The organism is Streptomyces sp. NPDC047453 (assembly GCF_040643155.1).
Lineage (GTDB): Bacteria > Actinomycetota > Actinomycetes > Streptomycetales > Streptomycetaceae > Streptomyces.
This window is the reverse complement of the sequence record NZ_JBEYTS010000024.1, coordinates 20630-41204: the sequence shown is the minus strand read 5'-3', so window position 1 is coordinate 41204 and position 20575 is coordinate 20630. Positions and strand designations below refer to the sequence as shown.

Genomic DNA, 20575 nt, shown 5'->3' with positions numbered 1-20575 from the left:
GGAGGCCTGCAACCAGACGCCCTGGCCGAGAGCGACCGGCTGCAGCTCAAGGCCGTGCTGGTCAACTGCCCGAACTGGACGCACTTGCCGGACACGTGCGCTCCTTCGCCCGCATGCTCACCCAGCTGCAAGGCCACCAACTGCCGGCATGGATCGAAGCCGCCACCGCTGCCGATCTGCCCAGCCTCCAGCGATTCGCCCGGCACCTGGAACGCGACCTGGACGCTGTCATCGCCGGACTCTCGCAGCCGTGGAACTCCGGAGTCGTCGAGGGCCATGTCAACAGGATCAAGATGCTGAAACGCCAGATGTTCGGCCGCGCAGGCTTTGAACTCCTGCGCAAGCGCATCCTGCTCTACTCCTGAAGAGGCTGTTCAGGACTCATCCTCGATCAGCCCGAAGCCTTCCGGGAACCCTTCCAGGAACTCGCGTCGAGCCGGGTCGGACTCGGCTGCTGCCATCGCCCCGACCAGATCGATCAACTCCTGTCGCTGATCACTCGACAGCGTGCTGACCAAGTGGGCGACGCCCTCCAGAACCTTGACGGCGTCGTCCGGATCCATCTGTTCGTCATCGCTGTCCTCGATGAACCACAAGACATCGACCAAAGCCTCGGCCAAAGCATGAGTCAGGGAGGGGTACAAGGACGTCATGATGGCCTCTCAGCAGATCAACAGCAGAGTCCGGCCATCCGACCACACACCACTGACATCACTTTCCGTGAGCCTCCACGGAAAGTGGACCAGAGCCCCAGTTCTGACAGCGGTTGTTCACGGGTTTGGGAGGCACCCCGATCCACGGTCGGGTGATGTTCGCCGCGTGGTGTTCCACGTCTTCGCCGCGGTCGCGGAGTTCATCCGCGCCCTGATCGTGCAGGGCACCTACAAGAGCCTCGGGTCAGGTGCCCTGGCGGCGGCACCCCTGGTCGTGCTCCACGGCGGACCGCCCCAACCCGTATGGCGGCCCGTCCAAGGCCCCGGCAGCACAGTCAGCTGGAGCCAGTCCCAGAGTCTGTAGACGCCCCGCGCAGCCGCTGCTCCACCGCGGTCCGGCGGCTGCGCTCCACCCCGACCACAGGCCCGACCACAGCAGGTCACAGCGGTTGAGCCGTGCAGTGCCGGTCAGTGGCCCAGGCGGCAGGTGTTCCAGCCCCGGCCATCGCGTATCAGCGCGCCGAACCGTTCCAGGTTGGCCAGGTGGTAGGCAACCGATGCCGTGCTACGCATCCCGACGGCGTGGGCGAGCTGCCGCACCGACGGCCCCTCACCCTTGTCTTCGATCCACCGCCGAATACAGCGCAGGATCTCCTCCTCCCGCTCGGTCAGGTGCTCCGGGGGATCGGGCCCGGTCGTTCAGTTCCGCCCGGCTCGCACCGTGCGGTCCGGCTCCCGCCGGCACTCCGCTTCGGGAGCCCGGCCGCCCGAGTGTGTCGAAACGGTCCATGCGGGCGCCGTCGTCGAACAGCCCACCGTGAATGGCCGTGCGGACCTCAACAGTCACCTGTCGGTACAGCGAGGCGAAGTACCCGAGCCGGTCACCGGCGCGGGTCGCCTCCCGCACGATCCCGGCAAGCCTGTCCACGACATCGTCGATGTTTCCTGCCGACATGCCCAACTCCCCTCTCGCGGTCCCCTCGTTCGGCCTCGCAGTCTGGCTGCTGTCCGCAGTGCTGATGACAGCCCTGTCCTACCACCGCACACCGGGAACGGACCCCGCCCCCAGGAAACGGACGGGAGCCCCGACCCTGCACGTCGCCATCCCCGGGACGGGCGCCTGAACCGTTCAACAGCCCAGGCGATGATGTCTCCCGAGCAAGGCCGCACACGGCCGTGTCACCGATCGGGTATCGGTGACACGGCCGCGCCGGATGTCGGATCAGGACCCGTGCACCGGGCGGGGCCGCCGCGTATGCGACGGAGCGATCCGGTGCCCGGAATTACGGGCCTGCCGACGTCGGATACCGAACGGTGACCCGGTTCGCTAGAGAGCGTTCTCCCTGCGCGAGGCGAGCGAGTCGTGGCTGCGCACCGCCCCGTAACCGCCGTCGGCAGCAAGATGGTTGGACACGTTCGGTGTCGCCTTGGCGCCCGCGCCCGTCACCGTGATCGCGCCGCTGAGCTTCAGCTGCGCGCCCTGCCCGTCCTGTGGAGTTGCCGTCAGCTCCCAGGTGTACGGCCCGTTTGGTGAGAGTTTCCCGTTCGAGCGCCTGCCGTCCCACGCCGCCGTGAGCGCCGCGCCGCGCTGTACGGCGTCCAGTGTCCGGACGACTTTGCCGCCCGCGTCCTTGATCACGACCTGCGCGCCCGGAGCCGCCGGCTTGGACAACTGCCAGGAGCCGTCCCAGCGGGCGTCCGTGGCCGACTGCAGGTCGACGGACGTCTCGGGGTGGGCCTCGATCTCGGCGAGCGGAGAGGTGGGCACGCCGGAGCTGGCGGCGCGCATGGCGCCGGGCTTGCCGCGCCCGGGGACGTAGGCCACTCCGCCGCCGAAGCGGTCGACGGCGTAGTAGCCGCGGGCCAGGTGACCGGTGATGTCAGCCAGCGAACGGGTCGTCACACTGTCGACGGTGTGGAAGTCGACGAGCTGGAGCTTGCCCGCGGCGTCGTCGTGCACAACGACATAGCCGTCACCGAGTTCGCCGCCCCTAGGGACATCGATCATGCGCTGCGTGGTGCGATCCCAGACGCCGGACGCAGGGAGGTCTCCGTAGGCCTCGCATGTCCAGTACACCCAGCGGCCCACGGCCTGAAGGTCCGTCGGCGTGCATTCCTTGCCGAGCGAGAAGGACTCGGTCCTACCCGACTTCAGGTCGGTGGCCTTGACGGTGCCCTTGGTGTCGCCGGGTGTCCAGAACGTCGTACCCCAGACGGCGGCCGCCGAGGCCGCGCGTGTCAGCAGCACCTTGTCGTCGCCGGACTTCTCCCGGTCGATGACGTACTGCTGGTACTGCCCGAAGCCGGACATGTATCCGTAGCCGAAGACGACGTACCGGCCGGAGGCGTCGACGACCTCCCCGCCGCCCGGCGCGGCAAGGACCGCGGCGTCGTCGGGATTCGAACGGACCTCGATCCCTGAGCCTCCCGGGTAGGCGAAGGTGCCGTCGCCCAGCGCGTAAGCGCCGTTGCCCGCGGAGCCACCCGTGCCGTCCGTGCTCAGCGGCGGCTCGGCCACCAGGCTGCGCGTACCGGCCGACGGGGTGTCACCCAGCTCGATGTGCCGCTCGTACAGCGACGGCAGGTAGTTGGTGTCCGTCTCCTGCACCGCCAGGTCCCCGGCCGCCAGCGTCACCGTTCCGTACGTACCCGGCTTCGGCGCCACGGCCCGCACCGCGCTCACGCCCAGGCTGCCATCGGCCCGCACACTCACCTTGCGCACGGCCCAGTCGCCCGCCGAACTGCCGCCCGCGACCAGGACGCCGCCGTCGGGCGTCGGGTTCAGCCCGTACGTACCACCCAGGCGGGCGTGCGGCAGCAGCGTCTTCGTCCTGCCCCCGCCGATCGGCGCAGCGAGCAGCGGCTCGCCGCGGTCCTTCGGCGCGTCGCTGTTACGGAACGACTCGGTCTGCCGCAGCGAGACGACCCAGTCGCCCACCAGCGCGACGAACGACCGCTGCTCGTACGTCGACGCCACGCCGACCGTGGTCTCCGCGCCGCCCAGGGCGTCCCGGCGCAGCAGGTGCACCTCCTGGTCGCCGTACGCCGGATCGAACCACCCGACGTACGTCTCGGAGAGCACCACCTGGGTGAAGCCGCTGACCCACGAGCCCTTGAGTACGCCGGTGATCTCCCCGGTCGCCAGGTCGACCAGCCCGACCTGGCCCGTCGGGTCACCGGAGACGAGGATCGCCAGCTGGCCCGCATCCGCGCCGAGCACCTTGTACGACGCCGCGCGCACACCGTTCTCGCCGATCACCGGGGTGTCGGTGAGCTGTCCGTCGCGCAGGCGCAGCAGATGCAGCGAGTCGACGTCACCGCCAGCCGTCCAGGTCGCCGTCACCACGGTCTCGCCGAAGGTGCCGTGGTACGTCTGTCCCTCGGGGAGCGTGAACCGGGCCGACGTACCGGCCTTCATGTCCTTCAGCTCGACCGACCGGTCCGCCACGGTGTAGACCCCGACCACGTCGGAGGCGTGGCCGCCGATGCGCTCGGCGAAGGTGTCGGCCGGGTCCTTGCCCACGGTCTGCGGGTCGCCGCCGACGGGGCTCCAGCGGTACGGCGTGAAAGCGTCGCTGCCGTCCAGCTGTGTCTGGTTGAGGTCGCCGACGGTGCCTGCCGACTCCAGGTTGTAGGGGCGGGGCAGGTAGCGGTCCGGGGCGTCGATCGTCAGGGTCGGGGGCGCCGTCGTCGCGGCATGGGCGCTGGTGAGGAGGAAGGGCAGGGTTCCGCCGGCGGCCGCGAGGGCCATGGTCGTGGCGAGCGCGCCTCGGACGATTAATTGTGTTCGGTTCTGTCGGTGGCGTATGGGCACGTGACACCTCCAAGTGATCTTCGAAAGGCGCGTCAGGCTAGCACGGGAGACGCAATGCGTTCGAACGTATTTACGAATCCCAATGGGGCGAGCTGCGATATGTCGGCTTCGCGTCAGTGTCAGTGCCCGGCAGTCGCTGCCGGCCGTCTTCCTGCTGACCGCGGTGGGGGCGCGTGACGGTCCGTCGCTGACACCGGGGTGGCCCAGCCCGTTCGTAGGAACGGCGCGGCGGCCCTGGTGCTTCGGCGTAAGGGCTGCCGCGCCGCTACCCCCGGCCTGGACGCCACCGGTCCCAGCAGGTGTGGGCTAGCGTCTGACGCGGCTGCGGATGGCGAGGGCGGCCAGACCTAGAAGGACGGGTTCGGCGAGCCGGGAGGCCATCTCGGTGTATGTGCCGGCGGTGGTCAGGTCCTGGCCGGAGGAACGGAAGATCACCGAGTTGATCACCACCCGCAGGGACTTCTCGAACCGCTCGACCGACAGGCGCCCGCGGTACGGCCCGTTGGGGTTGACCGGGTCGGGTGTGACGGTGGTTATCGTGATGCTGCGGGTGCCGGTGGGGGTCCCCGTGATGGTCGGCTTGGGGTCATACCGCGGCAGGCCCCACAGCATCATCGCCAGCACGGTGGCGGTCATGGCTGTCAGCAGCCAGACAAGGGCGCGGGAGGCACGCAGCCCGTAGCCGGAGATCGCCCAGTACGCAGTGAGCAGGCTGCGCTCGGCCAAGGGGATGTCGTCGGCGTGGCGGCGCATCTCCATTTCGCCGTAATAGAAGTCGGCGGCTCCGGGTTCGTGTTTGCCGTCTTCGAAGCTCTTGCGCAGTTGCCGGTACACGGGCGCCAGTGCGGCCGGTTCCAGCACTTCTTCCCCTTCTAGCGGAGGGGTCCAGCCGTCTGCGCCCGCGGAGCGGGTGGCACGCCAGTGATGCTCTTCGGCCAGGGTCCGGCGCGGTGTCCAGCGCACTGGCCGTATCCCGTGGCGCCACACACCGGAGGGAGCGACAGCCAGGGTGTATCGCCCTTCCAGCCGTAGCTGGTCAAGGTGGATGGTCCCGGCGAAACGGCAGTCGGTGAGGTCGAGGTCGGTGAGCACCAGGTGCGCCGCATCCACACCTCGCAGCGATACGACACGCACGCGGGGACCCGTCAAGTCGAGTTCCGCCATTTCCGCGCCGTCCGCGGTGAAGGGTCGGGAGCGCGCAGCGACACTAACTGGATGCTCCAGGACCGCGTCACTCAAATCCACGACGGCGTGGCGCAGCCGCAGCGCAGCAGTGGAAGCCCACCGCGTCCGCCGGCAGTGCACGGCAGCCGCTGCCGCCTCGATGGTCACGGCGGCTCCGAATGCTGCTCCAGACAGATCGAGCGCCCCTGTGCACACCAACCGCCCCACCGCTGCGGCGCGTTCGAACGCCGCCTGCAGGAACACAGCGTCGCCGCGGAACTCCGCCCCGCCGAACCAGATGGCGCCGTGGAACTCCGCCCCGCCGAACCAGGCGCCTCCGCTGAACTTCGACCTGAGGAACGAAGCATCGCCGTTGAACTTCACTCCGCCGAAATCGGCTTCGTTGCCGATCTCCGCTCTACGGAACCAGGCTCCACCGAGCTGCGCCCCTACGAACTGGGCATCGCCGCCGAACTTCACCCCCTCGAACTGGGCATCGCCGTCGATCTTCACTTTGTTGAACTGGGCGTTGCCACCGATCTCCGCTCCCTTGAACCAGGCGTCGCCTTCGAACTCCGCCCCGTCGAACACGGCGTCACCACTGAACCTCGCCTGCTCAAAGTTGGCTTGGCCAAAGCAGAGACGGCCTGTAGCGGGGTGCGTGAGTGCGGTGAGTAGTTCGCTCAACAGCTCGTCGGTGAAGGGGGTGCCGCGGTGGTCGATGTCGGCGCCAAGTCGCTGACGGGCCAGGTGGGCCAGGTAGGTGGCGCGATCAGGCTCCTCCAGGTGGGCTAGGCACGCGGTGTGTCGGAGGACCTGGATGCCGCGGCAGCCGACCGGATCATCCGAGGTAGCACCGTGGCCACAGTGTGGCCAGTCTGGTGGAGTCGTGGGCGATGGTTCGGGCGTTGAGGACGTCACACCACGAAAGACGATCCAGCACCTCCAGCCAGTTTCACCACCACTCACCGCGGGAGCTGCACCCTCCACGGTGAGGCGCTTCGGCAGCCTGCGGGCGCCCAGCACGTGCGTGGCAGCACATGGGCGCCCAGGAAGAAGGCCGGACCCATCATGTGTCCGGCCTTCGCCGACGCGGCAACCGCGTAGCGGCTTGGCCTGGTGGCCCGGCGGCGGCCGTGGTGCCCTCTGGGGGTCCGTCCGAGGGGGGAGTGCGCCCCGACCCACCCACCAGTCCCCACCCACTCACCGCAGGATCACGCGCTTCCCCCTGCCCCCTTCGAGAGAGGGCCGGGGTGTGGGGCAGAGCCCCACATGTTCTCGATCCGGCTGTGACCTGGCCTGTTCAAGCCTTTCTTGATCACCGCACGTGGTGCCGCCCTGACTCGCTGTCAGTGCTTGCTGTCACCATGGGCTGTTGCGCGGGGGATGTTGCTACGAGGGGGAGGGGCTTGCATGCCTTGGGTTCGGCCGTACGTGCGCTCTGATGGGACTCCGGTTCGCGGACATTCGCGATGGGCTCCGGGCGCACGACGAGAAATGACGATCTTCGGTGTGGTCGCGTTAGCCGTTGTGGGGTTAGGCAACGGGGACATATCAGCGGGCGACGGACCGATACCGCGGCCGCAGCCCACGGTGTCGTACCCGATCCGGTTCGACGACGTCCCGGCGGTGCGGGTCAAGAAGCCCGAGCCCACGGTGTCCTACCCCATCCGGTTCTCCTCGCCCGAAGGGAAGCGGTGACCCGGCGGCGTAGGCGGCGGCCCAGCAGGAAGCAGCAGCAGAGGGATGCCCAGCTGATTGCCTTCGCTGTGGTGGCGACAGCTGTGATTGGCCTGGTGGTGATGGTGGTCAACTGGCTACTGGCCCACTGGTGGGTGCTCGTCGTCGCCGCGGTACTCGCCGTGCTGGCGGGTTTCGGCTGGCTCTACAACCGGCAGCAACAGGCCCGGTGGGAGGCGGTGCGGGCGCAGGGCCTGCGCTACGGGCTGCCCCAACTGGACGCGCTGCACCACACCCGGTTCGAAGACGCGGTGCGGGACCTGATGCATCGGGACGGCTGCCGGGACGCTCAGCGGGTCGGCGGGCGTGGGGACCTGGGCGCGGACGTGAAGGCCACGGACCCGTTCGGGCGGCGCTGGGTGATCCAGTGCAAGCACCGCCGCAACGGCGCCCACGGCACCGCAGTGGGCACGCCGGATCTGCAGGTGCTCAACGGCACGGCCCGGCCGGTGCACGGCGCGGACGTCGCGGTGATCGTGACAAACGGCAGGGTGAGTGCACCGGCTGTGACGTTCGCCAAGCAGCAGCGGCTGCACGTCGTGGACCGACAGACGCTCGGCGTGTGGGCGTCGAGCTCGCGTCCGCTGTGGGAGCTGCTACGGGCGGTTCCGCCTCCGCGCAGGTCAACGCCTTTGACTTGAATAGTGCAGCTCGTCCTCCTAAGGGCTGTCCCGTAAACGATCTTCGTGCTGTTTCGGGTGTAACTGGCCTGGGGGGTAGGCCGCTCGTTATCCGGCGAGGGCGAGGTTGTGGAGGCGGGCGATGCCGAGCATGGCGTGCGCGAGCAAGGGTGCGAGGTGGTCGATGATGCGGCCGGCCGCCGACTTCGACACACCGAACAGCGGGGCGAGTTGGCGCAGGGTGAGGTTGGTCCGCCAGCACGCGGCAACGAGCAGCACCCGATCATCCAATGGCAGGCTCCACGGCCGACCCTTGCGGATCGGGTCCGTGCGCGGCGCAAGGCAGTGGTCAGCTTGCCGAACTGCCGTGGGCTCAGTCCGGTGAACGGGGCTATCCACGAGGGCTCCAAAGCCGTGATGACGCCAGCCATACCAAGATCATGACAGGCGGTGGGCACTCCTTTTCCCAGTTCAGGACACCTCAAGGGCTGGGGGAAGGTTTGCGCTCGTGTGCGCTTCCGCAATGCTGAACACGCTGGCGCAAGCCGGGCACTCGGCATGGCCAAAGACGTGCCTGATCCCCTCGGCGAGTCGTTGCTGCTCGTCCCGGACGGCTGTGGCGTGCATCCATCGGCCCGGGCCACGAAGCTCCTCGGCCGTGGCGGGCCGCAGCGCCCGCCGCTCGATGTCGCCCCGATCCCAGTCGCGGATGGCCGAGTAGCAGCCGTAGTCGCCGACAGCGATGGTCAACTCCGATCCACAGTGCGGACAGGACACGCTGTAAAAGTCGTCTGTGAAGTCCCCCAGAGAGGCGCTCCAGTGGTACTGCCCTTCAAGCGCGAGCAGATCGCCGAAGGTCCGGTTGTAGTCCGCCGGACGCGTCCGGAGCTGCTGATCCACAAGTTCCCGCAGCCAGGCGATCTCATCCGAGCAGATCGCCAGTAGAACTTCGCCGTCAGGATGCTGCAACGTGCCACGCACGATGGCGCCGGCCAGTTCAAGCGCCTGGGCACATGTAGGAGCCAGGACTGCCAAGCGCGGAAGCGCGGTGAAGCTCGCCGGGGAGACCGTCTCACCTTGCAGGCAAAGACGGTCCCAAAGCTCCTCCCACGCCTCCGGGGCTTCTTCTCGCTCTACCTGATCCAGGAGCACTGGCACTCGCCCAATCGCCCCATGAGCATCGACCACCTGCGTCCAGTCCGTCACCAGGGCATTCAACTGTCCCCAGAGCCTCGCTGCCACCTCCCGTCTCCATGGAGTCGTTGCTGGTAGTAGACGCACGGCCCGGTTCCGGGCGGTATCCCGGCAGTGATGGTGGCGCTGCCTGCGGTGGTGGCCACGTAGACCCCTCTCGATGGACAACGGCCTTCGGGAACATCAGGGCAGCGGTTATCGATGAGATCGATCTTGGGCTTGGGAGTCTCGGCGTCCGAAGCTCAACACCTTCGATTCGGTGGCAAGTGCGGAATGCGTCATATCTATTTAGGGAGGGGAAACATGCGAGCAGTCCACCGCGCGAAGTTGGCGGCGCTGGCGGTAGGGGTACTTGCCGGGTCGGCAGGTCTGATCGGGGCTACGCGGGAACGGCGTCGGCCGCCGAGGTCGCGTGCAACAGCTACACGATGGTGAGTGTTGGTGGCGGGTGGTACCTCCATGTGCCGTCAACGGGCCCGAACTCAGGAAACTACAACTGCGTCGTGGTCCGGGGGTTCAACAACATCGACGTGAAGGTCGTGCAGGAGAGCTTGTACGCCTGCTACCAACAGAACATCGCGAGGGACGGGGACTTCGGCCCCGCCACCGAGCAGGCGGTAAAGAACGCCCAGACGAAGATCAACCAGACCTTCGGCAAGGTGTTGAGCGTGGACGGCCGTTTCGGTCCCATCACCAGCTCCTACTTCAAGTTCCAGGCATACGACCACAATCCCGGCCAAAACGGCCGCCACACGGGCATCTGCTACTACCGATAGTCCATGACGTGTCCGCACGGCGGCCCGCCGTGCGGACACCTGGAGGGCCAGGAGAATGCCGAGCTCGTGGCCGTCCTGCACGGAATGACGAAGGGCTCGCAGAGCGCGAGCCCTTCGTTTTGTTTCGCACCCGGGCGAGGACGTCAACGAAGATCAGGAGCCCGTGGCTCTCTGCGGCGGTTCCATGAGGTCATGCGGCGGTGTCGCCGAGGTGGGCGTGGCCCTCGCCCAGGTCAGCCCTCGGCCTTGATCGTTTTCATGGTGAGGTGGGATTCGAGGCGCTGCACAGCGGGGTGGCCGGTGAGCCTGTCCATGACGAAGGTCTCGTAGGCGGCGTTGTCGGCGACGGCGACGCGGACGAAGTAGTGAGGGCTGCCGTACAGGCGGCGGAACTCGACGACTTCGTCGTAGGACGCAATGGTGGCCTCGAACTCCTCGATGGTCGTGCGGTCCTGGGCGTAGATCTCGATGTCGACGAGGACTTCCATGCCGCGGCCCATCGCGTCGGGGTCGATGACGGCCCGGTAGCCGGCGATGATGCCGGCCTCCTCCAGGCGCTTGACCCGGCGCAGGCACGACGGCGGCGTGAGGCCGACCCGCTTCGCGACCTCGACGTTCGTCAGCCGACCGTCCCGACGGAGATGCAACAAAATTTGACGGTCGATCGCATCCATCTTCACTTCATTGCGCATAGCTGCATCTTAGGCCAATGATCGGCAACCAAATTAGAGACGACACTTACTAAAATTGCAGATATGGCAATACCTCCGGTCGCCGTGGCCGATCAGCTTCGGCCTGCCCGCGCACCCCAGCGGCTGCGCTCCGAGATGCTCGCCGGGCTCAGGGACTCCGCCTCGGTCGGGCTCGGCCTGGTCCCGATGGGACTCGCCTTCGGGATGCTGGTCACCCACTCCGGGCTGCCCTGGTGGTCGGCGCCCATGTACTCCGCCGTCATGTACACCGGCACGCTGGAGTTCCTGCTTGTCCCGATGCTGCTGGCCGTCACGCCGTTGGTCACGGTCGGGCTGACCACGCTGCTGGTCAACGGCCGCCACGCGTTCTACGCACTGTCTTTCCCGCTGCACCGCGTCAACGGCCGCTGGGCCAAGCTCTACAGCAGCTTCGCGCTCAGCGACGAGGCGTACGCCATGACCACCGGAGGACAGGCCCGGAACTGGTCGAGTGCGCGCATCGTGTCCTTCCAGGCGTTCAATCACCTGTACTGCGTGGCTGGCTCACTCACCGGGGCCCTGGTTGGCTCGCTGATCCCGCCGCGCATCACCGGCCTCGACTTCGCCATGACCGCCCTGCTCGTCGTCCTGGCCCTGGACGCCATCCGCGACCGCCGCGACGACCTGCCCACCCCGCTCATGGCCCTGCTCGCCGCACTCATCGCCCGCCTGCTCGTCCCCGGACAGATGTTGCTGACCGCGTTCTGCCTGTTCACCGCAGCCCTGCTGGCCCGCCACTTCACCATCCGCACGAGGCCCGCCGATGCCTGAGACCCGCTACCTGATTGCCGTCGCCGCCGTCTGCTGCGCGATCACCTGGGCGCTGCGCGCCCTGCCCTTCACCGCCCTGGAGCCTCTGCGCTCCAGCAAGGCCATCCAGTACCTCAGCACCCGCATGCCCGCCGGCGTGATGGTGATCCTCAGCCTTTACACCCTTCGCACCCTGCCCCTGACACAGGTGCGCGTCCTCGCGCCGCTGGCCGGGCTGGCGGTCACGGTCGGCCTGCACCTGTGGCGCCGCAACGCCCTGCTCAGCGTCTTCGCCGGGACCGCCGTCTGCGTTGCCCTCTCCAGCACCCTCTTCGCCCCCTGACCAGCGCGCGGTCCGCTTCGGCGGGCTTGTTACGTTGCATGAGCCCCACAGCCAACGCGGGCACCGCAGTGCTCGCGCCCTGAAACAGGAGAGATTCCCCGTCCAGAACGTCGCGGTCAAGGTCGTGGTCACCCCGCTGCTGATCGGTGGTGCCAGCCTGGCCGGGCGCCGCTGGGGCCACCAGTGGGCGGCTGGCTCGTCGCCCTGCCGCTGACCTCCGGACCCGTCGCGTTCTTCCTCGCCACCGACCACGGAAACGACTTCGCCGGACACGCCGCCATCGGCATGCTCGCCGGCACCATCTCCCAACTCGCCTTCGCCCTCGCCTACCGCGCCCTCGCGCACCGCGGCATACCCGCCGCCTTCACCGCCGGCTGCGTGGCGTTCGCCGCAGCCACCACCGTCCTGGCCCACCTGAACTGGCCCGCCATCCCCACGTTCCTGCTCGTCCTCGCGGCCCTGATCACCGGGTTCGCGCTCACCCGCCGCACCGGCCGCACCACCGACAAGCCCGCCGATGCGGCGAACCCGCCCGGCTGGGACCTCCCCCTGCGCATGATCGTGGCCACCGGCGTGGTGATGGGCATCGTCGCCCTCGCCCCGATCATCGGCCCACACCTCGCCGGCCTCCTTTCCCCGTTCCCCGTGTTCGGCGTCGTGACGGCCGTCTTCACCCACCGCGCTCACGGCCCGAACGCGGCCATCGCCGTCCTCAACGGCCTGATCATGGGGCTGGCCGCACCCGCCGTTTTCTTCCTCGCCCTGGCCCTCGCGCTGCCCTCGCTCTGAGGTTCCCCCGAGATGCGGGGAGGTCTGACAGCAGGTCATATGGGGCTCATGAGAGGAGTCCAGAGGATGCCTGCCCCGAGGAAGTACCCGCTGGAGTTGCGTGAGCGTGCGGTCCGGATGTACCGGACTGCCGAGCCGAAGCCCGTGATCCGCCGCATGGCTGAGGACCTCGGGGTGCATCACGAGGCCCTGCGCAACTGGATCCGCCAGGCCGAGGCCGACGCCGGCGAGCGGAATGACCTGCTGACCAGCGAGGAGAAGGAAGAGCTGGCCCAGCTGCGGCGCGAGGTGCGGGAACTGCGCCGGGCGAACGAGGTCCTGCGGACGGCATCGGCTTTTTTCGCGGCTCAGCTCGACCCGACCCGGCCCAGGTGACCACGCTCGTCGACGAGCATCCACACCTGGGGGTCGAGCCCGTACTGCGGGAACTGCACATCCCTTCCTCCACCTACTACCGCTGGCGCCGTGCCGAGACCGAGCCGTGCGAACGACGCCGCCAGGACGCCGCACTGACTGGGAAGATCCGACAGGTCCACGAGGACTCCGGCGGGATCTATGGCTCACCCCGCGTGCACGCCGTCCTCAAGCGCGACGGCGTCCACGTCGGCCGCAAACGGGTGGAACGGCTCATGCGGGAGGCCGGCCTGGCCGGGATCAGCCCCCGCGGAGCCAAGGGCTTCACCCGCCGGGACCCGGCCGCCGACCTCGCTCCCGACCTGGTGCAACGCGACTTCACGGCGAGGGAGCCGAACCGACTGTGGGTCACCGACCTGACCATGATTCCCACCTCGCAGGGGCCGCTGTGGCTCTCGGCCATCCGGGACGCGTTCTCCCGCCGGGTCGTGGCCTGGGAGACTTCCGCCCACGCGGACGCCGACCTGGTCCTCACCTCGCTGGAGTATGCCCTCGCCTCCCGCGAGGTCGAACCCGGAAAGCTCGTCCACCATGCCGACCACGGCTGTCAGTACACGGCGATCAAGCTCACGACACGCCTGGTCAGAGCAGGGATCCAGGCGTCCATGGGATCCGTCGGCGACTCGTTCGACAATGCCCTGGCGGAGAACCTGTGGATACTGATCAAGACCGAGTGCATCCGCGGCCGCGTCTTCGCGACCAGGGCCGAGGCGAACCTCGCGCTCTTCGAATACATCGACGGCTTCTACAATCCCCGCCGCATCCAGAAACGGCTCGGCTACCTCAGCCCGATCGAGTTCGAGGAGAAACACTACGCCGACCAGGCAGCGGCCGAACCAGTGAACCTGAAACCACGTCAACCCGCCCTGACCAGCTAGTCAGCCACTCCCACACACCGGGGGAACCTCACTCGGCCTGCTGCAATCGGCCAGTCCCATCCTCGTGGAGGACCGCTTCGGCCACTCCCCGGCCGCCGCCGGCGCACTCTGGTCCATCGCCGCGGCCGCCACCTTGATCGCGGCCGCCTGCTGCCGGGCCGGCCTTGACCGGCTCGGTCTGTGGGGGGTCGGCGTCATCAGCGCAACCATCGCGGCCGCCGCCTGCCTCGCCGTACCCCAGGCCCCCACCTACACCGGCTACGTGGCCCTCATCGCCCTCTTCATGGCCGCCGACGGAGGACTCACCATCGTCCTGCGCACCCTCCGCTCACAGGTCATCCCACCCGCCGCCTTCGGCACGACCCTCTCCCTGACCATCCTGCTCCTGCTGCTGCCCTTCCCCCTCGCGGGCATCCTCCTCGCCCTCACCCCAGCGCCCTACCTGACCGACGTCATCCGGCTGTGCGCCCTGCTGCAGGCACTCACCCTCCTCATCACCTTCCCACAACTACGCAACGACCCAGCCCTCCGAGCCAGAACATCGCCACCCCGCCACGAGGCCTGACCCGTCCATTCAGCCATCGAAGCACCAGTTCGACGACACGTACGCCGGTCCTTTCCGGCCCGTATAGCGGCCTCCAGGACCCCGGCAGCACCGTCGTCTGGAGCCAAGCCCAGCTATATATGCCCGTGCGCCCACTGCTCACCCTCCGCGGAGCGGCCGGACCCACTGGTGGACCGAATCGAACCAGGAGGACTTCGACCCCGAGTTCGACACCCACACGCGCCTCTACGCCGATCGGCGTCCTTGGCGACACGGCTGCGCCGACAGCCTGCTGCGCGCCGTCGGCGACGAGACGCTCGTCGAGGTGTTCATCACCGACACGGTACTTCGACGCATCCACCATCCGTACGACGGCGGCGCCGACGTCGTCCTCGCTGGCTCTCCAGTCACCCGACTGGACTTTGAGCAGTGGCGGTTGCTCTTGCCGTTCGGCTGCGGGCCCGTGTGGGCGCTTCGGGGCTGCCTGAGCGGTGACACCGAGTGAGCATTCCCACCCCAGGCGACTGGCTCTTCGTCAATACGCTCTCGTGTCGCTCCGTTCAGGCTGCCGAGTTACTTCCCGGTCCCCCCAACACCGCACGTCGTTCCCGATCGCAACTTTCCCATCTATTCCTCTAGTTTTGATCAAGCAATTACAAAGGATGCTGGTCGAAAAGGTGCGGCTCCCGCCCACCCGGCGACGTCACGAATGCCAAGTCGTTTCATGTTCCATCAACATTCAACTCCCGATCCCTGTGAGCGGCATGGGCAATCCCTATGGTCCTTGAGGCTGTTGAAGGAAGGGACCCATGGAACAACTCCCCGCAATCCGGGCTCACGACATCACGAAGAGTTTCGGTGACGTCGTCGCCCTCGACGGCATAGACCTCGATGTGACGCAGGGTCAGATCCATGGCCTGGTCGGACCGAACGGCGCCGGGAAGACGACCCTGCTCGGCCTCCTGCTGGGGCTCTCGGTCGCCGACAGCGGTCGCCTCGAGGTCCTGGGTACGCCGGCCGGGCGGGCACTCAACGCTCCCGACGGTGTAGCGGGCTTCGTGGACGGTCCCGCTCTCTACCCCTCGCTCACCCCACGGCAGAACCTCGCCGCGCTGGCCGCACTCCGCGGCCACGACGCGCGCACGGCAGGAATCGACGACGTACTCGCCGAGGTCGGCCTCACCGGCGTCGCCGACGACCGCACCCGCGGCTTCTCCCTCGGCATGCGCCAGCGGCTCGGACTCGCCGCCGCCCTGCTGTCCAAGCCCCGGCTGCTCGTGCTCGACGAACCCTCCAACGGCCTCGATCCGGCGGGCAAGAAGCACGTGCACGGTGTCCTCAACCGGCTCACGGCCGACGGGACCGCCGTCGTGCTCTCGAGCCACAACATGGATGACCTAGAGGCGCTGTGCTCCGAGGTCACCATCCTCGCCACCGGACGCGTCGTCTTCTCCGGCCCGCTGAGCAAACTGGCCACCGACAACCGTGAACTCGACTACCAGCTGCTCACCTCCGACCCGCAGACCGCCCGCCGGGTGGCCGACGAGGCGCCCGGGGTCCGGGTCGTCGACGACGCCGGGGTACGGCAGGACGCCGAACTGCTCGTCGTCCGCGCCCTGGTGCCCGCCCTGGACGACCTCGTGGTGCGGCTCGTGAAGGAGGGCGTCGCGCTGCGCGAGCTCACTCCCGTGCTGTCGCCACTCGAAGCCGCCTTTCTCGCCCTCACCAAGGAGCAGGAGGCCGGCCGATGACCGCGACCCTCACCCAGAGCCCAGAACAGGAACACGAGCCGGTGACCCGGGGCCGTCGCGTCCCCGTCACCCGCGCCTGTCGCTTCGAACTCGTCAAGCTCATCTCCCAGTGGCGGATCCGCCTGCTGGTCCTCGCCTGCTGGATCGTTCCTGCACTCTTCGTCGCCGGCGTGAGCCAGCAGGCCACGCTCCCCGTGGACACCCTCTTCGGGCGCTGGATGCACGCCTCCGGGTGGGCCGGGCCGCTGGTGATGCTCGGTTTCGCGGGGGCCTGGGCGCTCCCGCTGCTGACCTCGGTCGTGGCCGGTGACGTGTTCGCCTCCGAGGACCGCCTCGGTACCTGGCGCCAGCTGCTCGTGGCGGTCCGCTCGCCTCGGCGGATCTTCGTGGCGAAGGTGGTCGCCAGCCTCACCGTCCTGCTGCTGCTCGTGGCCGGGCTCGCGGTCTCCAGCACGGTCGGCGGCCTCCTCGCGGTCGGCGACCAGCCGCTGGTCGGCCTCGACGGCCACCTCCTGACTCCGTCGGACGCCGCCGTTCAGGTCCTGCTCTCCTGGATCTGCGTCCTCGCTCCGACCCTGGCGCTCGCCGCACTCGGCTTCCTCGGGTCGGTCACCCTGGGACGGTCCCCGATGGGGCTGCTGGTGCCCGTACTCGTCTCGCTCGCGATGGCGGTCGCCCAGATGCTGCCGCTCCCCGTGGCCGTCCGCGTCGCCCTGCCCAGCTACGCCCTCATCTCCTGGAACGGACTGTTCACCAGCCCGCAACAACTCGGCCCGCTGCTGATCGGCATCATCGTCAGCCTCGTGTGGGCCGTGACCGCGACGGCGCTGGCCTATGTGCTCTTCATGCGGCGTGAATTCACCAACCCGACCCACGACGGTTCGGGCCGCCGGGCCATCACCGTCGGAGTCCTGCCGCTCGTCGGGGTGGCCGCCGTGTCGTTCGCGGTCGTCGCCGCGACGACGTCGGCGACGGGCTCCGGGATCGAGCAGGACAAGGTGCAGCGCTCGGTCGCCACGGCGTTCGCGCACCTGTACCGCATGCAGACCGACCAACTCAACCGACCCGCCGTCACCGAGGCCCAGTTGAAGGCCACGGCGACGTGCAACAAGGGAAACTCCAGGGTCGCAGCGCAAGGCCCGGGCAACGACTGGCGCTGCGTCGTGACCTGGCATCTTCCCGGCGTCGAGGCCACAGGACAGGCCATCTACCAACTCGACGTCACTCCGGACGGGCGGTTCATGGCCGATGGCGATGGACCGAAGGAAGTGAACGGCTACTTCCTGGTGCGGACCCCCGAAGGGGACGCACCGAACCCGCTGTGGCAGTTCGACGGCAACGTCGAACTGCTCGACACCACCCCGAAGGGATAAAACCCAATGCAGGTAACTCGCCGCCGCAAGCTCGTCGAGGAATCTCGGATCAACCTCCTCGGTAGACGCATCGGGCGCCGGATACCGCTGTTGACGGCGGGCACCACCGCTGTCGCCCTCGTGGCCGCCGGCACGGCGTTCGCGCAGACCCACCAGTTCGGCACGGACCAGGTCGGTCAGGTCACTGCCGACGGCCAGGTCGTCTCCGGCAACCAGTACATCGCCCCGTACGGCGACCGTCTTGTCATCAACCAGGGCAAGATCATGTCGTCCTCGGTCAGCCCTGACGGCACGCACATGGCCGCCTCGGTCACCGACGGTGGCGCGGCCCTGGCCATCGTGGACCTGAAGAACTGGAAGACGCAGCAGCTCGTCAGCAACGCCGCGTCGTCCAACCCCCGCATCAGCAGCAACAACGTGGGCCAGGAAGGCCCGACGTACTCGCCCGACGGCAAGCAGCTGTGGCTGGGCCAGCTGGACGGCTACACCGTGTTCACCGTGGACGCGGACGGCAGCGTTTCCAGCCCGAGGACCGTCGCCATCCCGGCGCAGGGGTCCAAGCGCGCCCTGGTGGGCGAGGCGGTGTTCTCGGCCGACGGCAAGACCGTGTACTCCGCGGTCAACGGCCAGAACCGGGTCGTCGCCATCGACGCGGCGACCGGGACCATCACGCAGAGCTGGGCCGTGGGCAACGCCCCGCGTGACGTGATCGTCGTCGGCAACAAGCTCTACGTCAGCAACGAGGGTGGCCGCCCGGCCAATCCCGGCGAGCCCACGATCAACTCGTACGGCACGCAGGTACTCGCCGACCAGAAGACCGCTGCCACCACCACCGGCACGGTCAGCGTCATCGACCTGGCGAACCAGGACGCCGCCGTCTCGAGCATCGACGTCGGTCTGCACCCGACCGCCCTGTACGCCAAGAACGGGGCGCTGTTCGTCACCAACACCGCGACCAACGACGTGTCGGTCATCGACACGGCGAAGGACAAGGTCGTCCAGACCATCGCCACCCGGCCGTGGGCCGAGGCCTCGGTGGGTTACGAGCCCGACGCGGTGACGCTCACCGACGACGGTCACCTGCTGGTGACCCTCGGCCGTGCCAACGCGGTCGCCGTCTACCGGTACACCTCCGCGCAGGAGCCGGTGAGCTACGTCGGCCTGCTCCCGACGGACTACTTCCCCTCGGAGATCACCACCGTCGGCGACCAGGTCTACGTCTCCAACACCCGTGGTATCGACGCCCGCCGTAAGGCCAGCGGTCACGGCACCCACGACACGACGTCGAGCGTGCAGAAGTTCACGCTGCCCGACGACAGCGTGATCAAGTCCTACACCGGCAAGGTCTTCAAGCAGAACGGCTGGAACGGCGAGTCGCTCAAGAAGTCCGACGGCTCCCCGGCCAAGCCGGTGCCGGTCCCGGTCAAGCTCGGCGACCCCTCGACGATCAAGCACGTCTTCCTGCTCGTCAAGGAGAACCGGACCTACGACCAGGTCTTCGGTGACATGCCGCAGGGCAACGGCGACCCGTCGCTGACGCAGTACGGCGAGAACGTCACGCCGAACCAGCACGCCCTGGCCAGGCAGTTCGGCCTGTTCGATAACACGTACGACATCGGCACGAACTCCGCCGAGGGCCACAACTGGCTGATGCAGTCCGACAACCCGGAGTACACCGAGTCCTCCGCCGGTGAGTACAAGCGCAGCTACGACACCGAGGACGACGCCCTCGGCCACCAGCGGACCGGCTTCATCTGGACTGGTGCGCAGGACGCCGGCAAGTCCGTGCGGAACTTCGGCGAGTTCCAGCAGTTCCTGACCAAGCCGTCGGGCGCGAGTTGGCAGAACCTGTACTGCGACAGCAAGAACATGGCGGCGACCGGTCAGGACACCGCCTACCCGCTGAACTCGACCTCGCCGATCCCGTCGCTCAACGACGTGTCGGTGCACGGCTTCCCGAAGTTCGACACCAGTGTTCCGGACGTCTACCGCGCCGAGATCTGGAAGAAGGACTTCGAGAAGAACGGTCCGGCGAACCTGAACATGTTCTGGCTCTCCAGCGACCACACGGGTGGCCCGGTGAGCGGTGCCGCCCAGGTCGCGGACAACGACCTTGCTGTCGGCAAGATCGTTGACGAGATCTCGCACAGCAAGTACTGGAAGGACTCGGCGATCTTCGTCGTCGAGGACGACTCCCAGGCCGGCCTCGACCACGTCGACGGCCACCGTGCCCCGGTCCAGATCATCAGCCCCTGGGCCAAGCACGGAGTGGTGGACAGCCACTACTACTCGCAGATCAACATGATGCGGACCATCGAGCAGATCCTCGGGATCCAGCCGATGAACCAGAAGGACACCGCGGCCAGCCCGATGGCCTCGGCGTTCACCCAGAGCCCGGACTTCACGCCGTTCAAGGCGCTGCCCAACCGGGTCTCGCTGACCGACGGTGCGAAGACCGCGCCGTCCTGCGGTCTGGACACCCCCGCGGCGCAGAACCCGCAGGCGGCGGCCGTGCCGGCGGCCTCGGTGCCTGCGGACATGAAGAACGTCGCCGCCGAGTGGGACCAGTGGAAGTCGAAGCAGCGGCTGACCGGTCCCCAGGCCGTGCCGGACTACGCTCCCCCCGCGCAGATGAACCACTTCGCCTGGTACGAGTCGCACAACTGGAAGAAGCCGTACCCGGGTGAGAAGAAGATCTACGCTCCTCAGGACGTGCCGGGTGCGTACATCCCGTCGGCCGAGAACGACGGCTGACGCAGTAGGCCGGTCGACATAGCCTGACTGTCGTCACAGGGCCCCTGGCCGGCATCCGCCGGTCAGGGGCCAGCTGCGTTTTCCACAGAGGTGCGGACGGGTCGCGGGTGTCGGCCACAGTAGCGACCAAAACCGCTGATGACCAGCACGTTAGCGGATAGCGGCCCGTCTGGGCAGACCCCGGATTTGGCCTGCTGAGCCCGTTCGGCGGGGCGCCGGCCGGGTCACTATCGGGCCGAGGCGGGCCGCCTGATCGCCGCTTGTCGCTTGTCGTCCTCCTGAGTACA

21 protein-coding genes and 2 pseudogenes are annotated in these 20575 nt (G+C 68.1%); 15 read left to right on the top strand and 8 right to left on the bottom strand.

Annotation, left to right across the window (positions count from 1 at the left end):
- Nucleotides 1-188: 188 nt before the first annotated feature.
- Nucleotides 189-365 (top strand): annotated as a pseudogene (locus ABZ818_RS21645) (transposase); the annotation flags it as partial.
- Nucleotides 366-374: 9 nt separating this feature from the next.
- Here the strand turns inward: ABZ818_RS21645 and ABZ818_RS21640 are convergent.
- Nucleotides 375-653 (bottom strand): hypothetical protein, encoded by a 279-nt coding sequence (locus tag ABZ818_RS21640; RefSeq protein ID WP_361416822.1) that lies wholly within the window; start codon nucleotides 651-653, stop codon nucleotides 375-377.
- Nucleotides 654-819: 166 nt separating this feature from the next.
- Between ABZ818_RS21640 and ABZ818_RS21635 the strand changes: the two genes are divergently transcribed.
- The gene (locus tag ABZ818_RS21635; protein WP_361416819.1) at nucleotides 820-1017 is read left to right on the top strand and encodes a hypothetical protein; all 198 of its coding nucleotides are present in this window, start codon (nucleotides 820-822) and stop codon (nucleotides 1015-1017) included.
- Nucleotides 1018-1121: 104 nt separating this feature from the next.
- Here the strand turns inward: ABZ818_RS21635 and ABZ818_RS21630 are convergent, their stop codons facing one another.
- The gene (locus ABZ818_RS21630; RefSeq protein ID WP_361417007.1) at nucleotides 1122-1325 is read right to left on the bottom strand and encodes a hypothetical protein; all 204 of its coding nucleotides are present in this window, start codon (nucleotides 1323-1325) and stop codon (nucleotides 1122-1124) included.
- Nucleotides 1264-1608: a DUF5995 family protein gene (locus ABZ818_RS21625; RefSeq protein WP_361416816.1), complete on the bottom strand. Its 345-nt coding sequence runs from the start codon at nucleotides 1606-1608 to the stop codon at nucleotides 1264-1266. Before ABZ818_RS21625 ends, ABZ818_RS21630 begins: the two co-directional genes overlap by 62 nt.
- On the opposite strand from ABZ818_RS21625, the gene ABZ818_RS21620 reads away from it, so the two are divergent.
- Nucleotides 1607-1777 carry a hypothetical protein gene (locus ABZ818_RS21620; protein WP_361416813.1) on the top strand — a complete coding sequence of 57 codons (171 nt, stop codon included), beginning with the start codon at nucleotides 1607-1609 and terminating at the stop codon, nucleotides 1775-1777. The genes ABZ818_RS21625 and ABZ818_RS21620 overlap by 2 nt on opposite strands.
- A gap of 203 nt (nucleotides 1778-1980) precedes the next feature.
- Here ABZ818_RS21620 and ABZ818_RS21615 read toward each other — a convergent pair whose 3' ends face one another.
- Together ABZ818_RS21615 and ABZ818_RS21610 are read right to left on the bottom strand one after the other, a co-directional pair.
- Nucleotides 1981-4404, bottom strand: coding sequence for a FlgD immunoglobulin-like domain containing protein (locus ABZ818_RS21615; RefSeq protein WP_361416810.1), 2424 nt, complete (start codon nucleotides 4402-4404; stop codon nucleotides 1981-1983).
- 369 nt (nucleotides 4405-4773) lie between these two features.
- Complete coding sequence (locus ABZ818_RS21610) at nucleotides 4774-6552, bottom strand: pentapeptide repeat-containing protein (protein ID WP_361416807.1); 1779 nt, start codon at nucleotides 6550-6552, stop codon at nucleotides 4774-4776.
- Nucleotides 6553-7403: 851 nt separating this feature from the next.
- Here ABZ818_RS21610 and ABZ818_RS21605 point away from each other — a divergent pair.
- The gene (locus tag ABZ818_RS21605; RefSeq protein WP_361416804.1) at nucleotides 7404-8012 is read left to right on the top strand and encodes a restriction endonuclease; all 609 of its coding nucleotides are present in this window, start codon (nucleotides 7404-7406) and stop codon (nucleotides 8010-8012) included.
- A gap of 141 nt (nucleotides 8013-8153) precedes the next feature.
- Here the strand turns inward: ABZ818_RS21605 and ABZ818_RS21600 are convergent.
- A pseudogene (locus ABZ818_RS21600) lies at nucleotides 8154-8422 on the bottom strand (transposase family protein); the annotation flags it as partial.
- Nucleotides 8423-8462: 40 nt separating this feature from the next.
- On the bottom strand, nucleotides 8463-9197 hold the full coding sequence (locus ABZ818_RS21595) for a hypothetical protein (protein ID WP_361416801.1): 735 nt from the start codon (nucleotides 9195-9197) through the stop codon (nucleotides 8463-8465).
- Nucleotides 9198-9688: 491 nt separating this feature from the next.
- Here ABZ818_RS21595 and ABZ818_RS21590 point away from each other — a divergent pair, with 491 nt between their 5' ends.
- Nucleotides 9689-9961 (top strand): peptidoglycan-binding domain-containing protein, encoded by a 273-nt coding sequence (locus tag ABZ818_RS21590; RefSeq protein WP_361416798.1) that lies wholly within the window; start codon nucleotides 9689-9691, stop codon nucleotides 9959-9961.
- A 233-nt stretch (nucleotides 9962-10194) separates the two neighbouring features.
- Here ABZ818_RS21590 and ABZ818_RS21585 read toward each other — a convergent pair whose 3' ends face one another.
- The gene (locus ABZ818_RS21585; protein ID WP_361416795.1) at nucleotides 10195-10653 is read right to left on the bottom strand and encodes an Lrp/AsnC family transcriptional regulator; all 459 of its coding nucleotides are present in this window, start codon (nucleotides 10651-10653) and stop codon (nucleotides 10195-10197) included.
- 63 nt (nucleotides 10654-10716) lie between these two features.
- Here ABZ818_RS21585 and ABZ818_RS21580 point away from each other — a divergent pair, with 63 nt between their 5' ends.
- From ABZ818_RS21580 to ABZ818_RS21535, 10 genes are all read left to right on the top strand, one after another.
- Nucleotides 10717-11463: an AzlC family ABC transporter permease gene (locus ABZ818_RS21580; protein ID WP_361416792.1), complete on the top strand. Its 747-nt coding sequence runs from the start codon at nucleotides 10717-10719 to the stop codon at nucleotides 11461-11463.
- Nucleotides 11456-11785: an AzlD domain-containing protein gene (locus ABZ818_RS21575; RefSeq protein WP_361416789.1), complete on the top strand. Its 330-nt coding sequence runs from the start codon at nucleotides 11456-11458 to the stop codon at nucleotides 11783-11785. The genes ABZ818_RS21580 and ABZ818_RS21575 overlap by 8 nt, the downstream gene beginning before the upstream one ends.
- Before the next feature lie 183 nt (nucleotides 11786-11968).
- Nucleotides 11969-12574: a hypothetical protein gene (locus ABZ818_RS21570; protein ID WP_361416786.1), complete on the top strand. Its 606-nt coding sequence runs from the start codon at nucleotides 11969-11971 to the stop codon at nucleotides 12572-12574.
- Nucleotides 12575-12640: 66 nt separating this feature from the next.
- Nucleotides 12641-12949, top strand: coding sequence for a transposase (locus tag ABZ818_RS21565; protein WP_361416783.1), 309 nt, complete (start codon nucleotides 12641-12643; stop codon nucleotides 12947-12949).
- A complete protein-coding gene (locus tag ABZ818_RS21560; RefSeq protein WP_361416780.1) occupies nucleotides 12946-13866 on the top strand; it encodes an IS3 family transposase in 921 nt (306 codons plus the stop codon). Before ABZ818_RS21565 ends, ABZ818_RS21560 begins: the two co-directional genes overlap by 4 nt.
- A 64-nt stretch (nucleotides 13867-13930) precedes the next feature.
- On the top strand, nucleotides 13931-14431 hold the full coding sequence (locus tag ABZ818_RS21555) for a hypothetical protein (RefSeq protein ID WP_361416777.1): 501 nt from the start codon (nucleotides 13931-13933) through the stop codon (nucleotides 14429-14431).
- A gap of 304 nt (nucleotides 14432-14735) precedes the next feature.
- The gene (locus ABZ818_RS21550; protein ID WP_361416774.1) at nucleotides 14736-14915 is read left to right on the top strand and encodes a hypothetical protein; all 180 of its coding nucleotides are present in this window, start codon (nucleotides 14736-14738) and stop codon (nucleotides 14913-14915) included.
- Between the two features lie 304 nt (nucleotides 14916-15219).
- Entirely contained in the window at nucleotides 15220-16161 is a 942-nt protein-coding gene (locus tag ABZ818_RS21545; RefSeq protein WP_361416771.1) for an ABC transporter ATP-binding protein, read from the top strand.
- Complete coding sequence (locus tag ABZ818_RS21540) at nucleotides 16158-17534, top strand: ABC transporter permease (protein ID WP_361416768.1); 1377 nt, start codon at nucleotides 16158-16160, stop codon at nucleotides 17532-17534. Before ABZ818_RS21545 ends, ABZ818_RS21540 begins: the two co-directional genes overlap by 4 nt.
- A 6-nt stretch (nucleotides 17535-17540) precedes the next feature.
- Complete coding sequence (locus ABZ818_RS21535) at nucleotides 17541-20288, top strand: bifunctional YncE family protein/alkaline phosphatase family protein (RefSeq protein WP_361416765.1); 2748 nt, start codon at nucleotides 17541-17543, stop codon at nucleotides 20286-20288.
- The last annotated feature ends 287 nt before the right edge of the window (nucleotides 20289-20575 follow it).

What these genes read in the sequence shown, in the direction of transcription:
- ABZ818_RS21535 (WP_361416765.1), top strand. Translation starts at nt 17,541, where the DNA reads ATGCAGGTAACTCGCCGCCGCAAGCTCGTCGAGGAATCTCGGATCAAC.
- ABZ818_RS21575 (WP_361416789.1), top strand. Translation starts at nt 11,456, where the DNA reads ATGCCTGAGACCCGCTACCTGATTGCCGTCGCCGCCGTCTGCTGCGCG.
- ABZ818_RS21615 (WP_361416810.1), bottom strand. Translation starts at nt 4,404, where the DNA reads ATGGCCCTCGCGGCCGCCGGCGGAACCCTGCCCTTCCTCCTCACCAGC.
- ABZ818_RS21545 (WP_361416771.1), top strand. Translation starts at nt 15,220, where the DNA reads ATGGAACAACTCCCCGCAATCCGGGCTCACGACATCACGAAGAGTTTC.
- ABZ818_RS21620 (WP_361416813.1), top strand. Translation starts at nt 1,607, where the DNA reads ATGCCCAACTCCCCTCTCGCGGTCCCCTCGTTCGGCCTCGCAGTCTGG.
- ABZ818_RS21625 (WP_361416816.1), bottom strand. Translation starts at nt 1,608, where the DNA reads ATGTCGGCAGGAAACATCGACGATGTCGTGGACAGGCTTGCCGGGATC.
- ABZ818_RS21565 (WP_361416783.1), top strand. Translation starts at nt 12,641, where the DNA reads ATGCCTGCCCCGAGGAAGTACCCGCTGGAGTTGCGTGAGCGTGCGGTC.
- ABZ818_RS21540 (WP_361416768.1), top strand. Translation starts at nt 16,158, where the DNA reads ATGACCGCGACCCTCACCCAGAGCCCAGAACAGGAACACGAGCCGGTG.
- ABZ818_RS21580 (WP_361416792.1), top strand. Translation starts at nt 10,717, where the DNA reads ATGGCAATACCTCCGGTCGCCGTGGCCGATCAGCTTCGGCCTGCCCGC.
- ABZ818_RS21585 (WP_361416795.1), bottom strand. Translation starts at nt 10,653, where the DNA reads ATGCGCAATGAAGTGAAGATGGATGCGATCGACCGTCAAATTTTGTTG.
- ABZ818_RS21640 (WP_361416822.1), bottom strand. Translation starts at nt 653, where the DNA reads ATGACGTCCTTGTACCCCTCCCTGACTCATGCTTTGGCCGAGGCTTTG.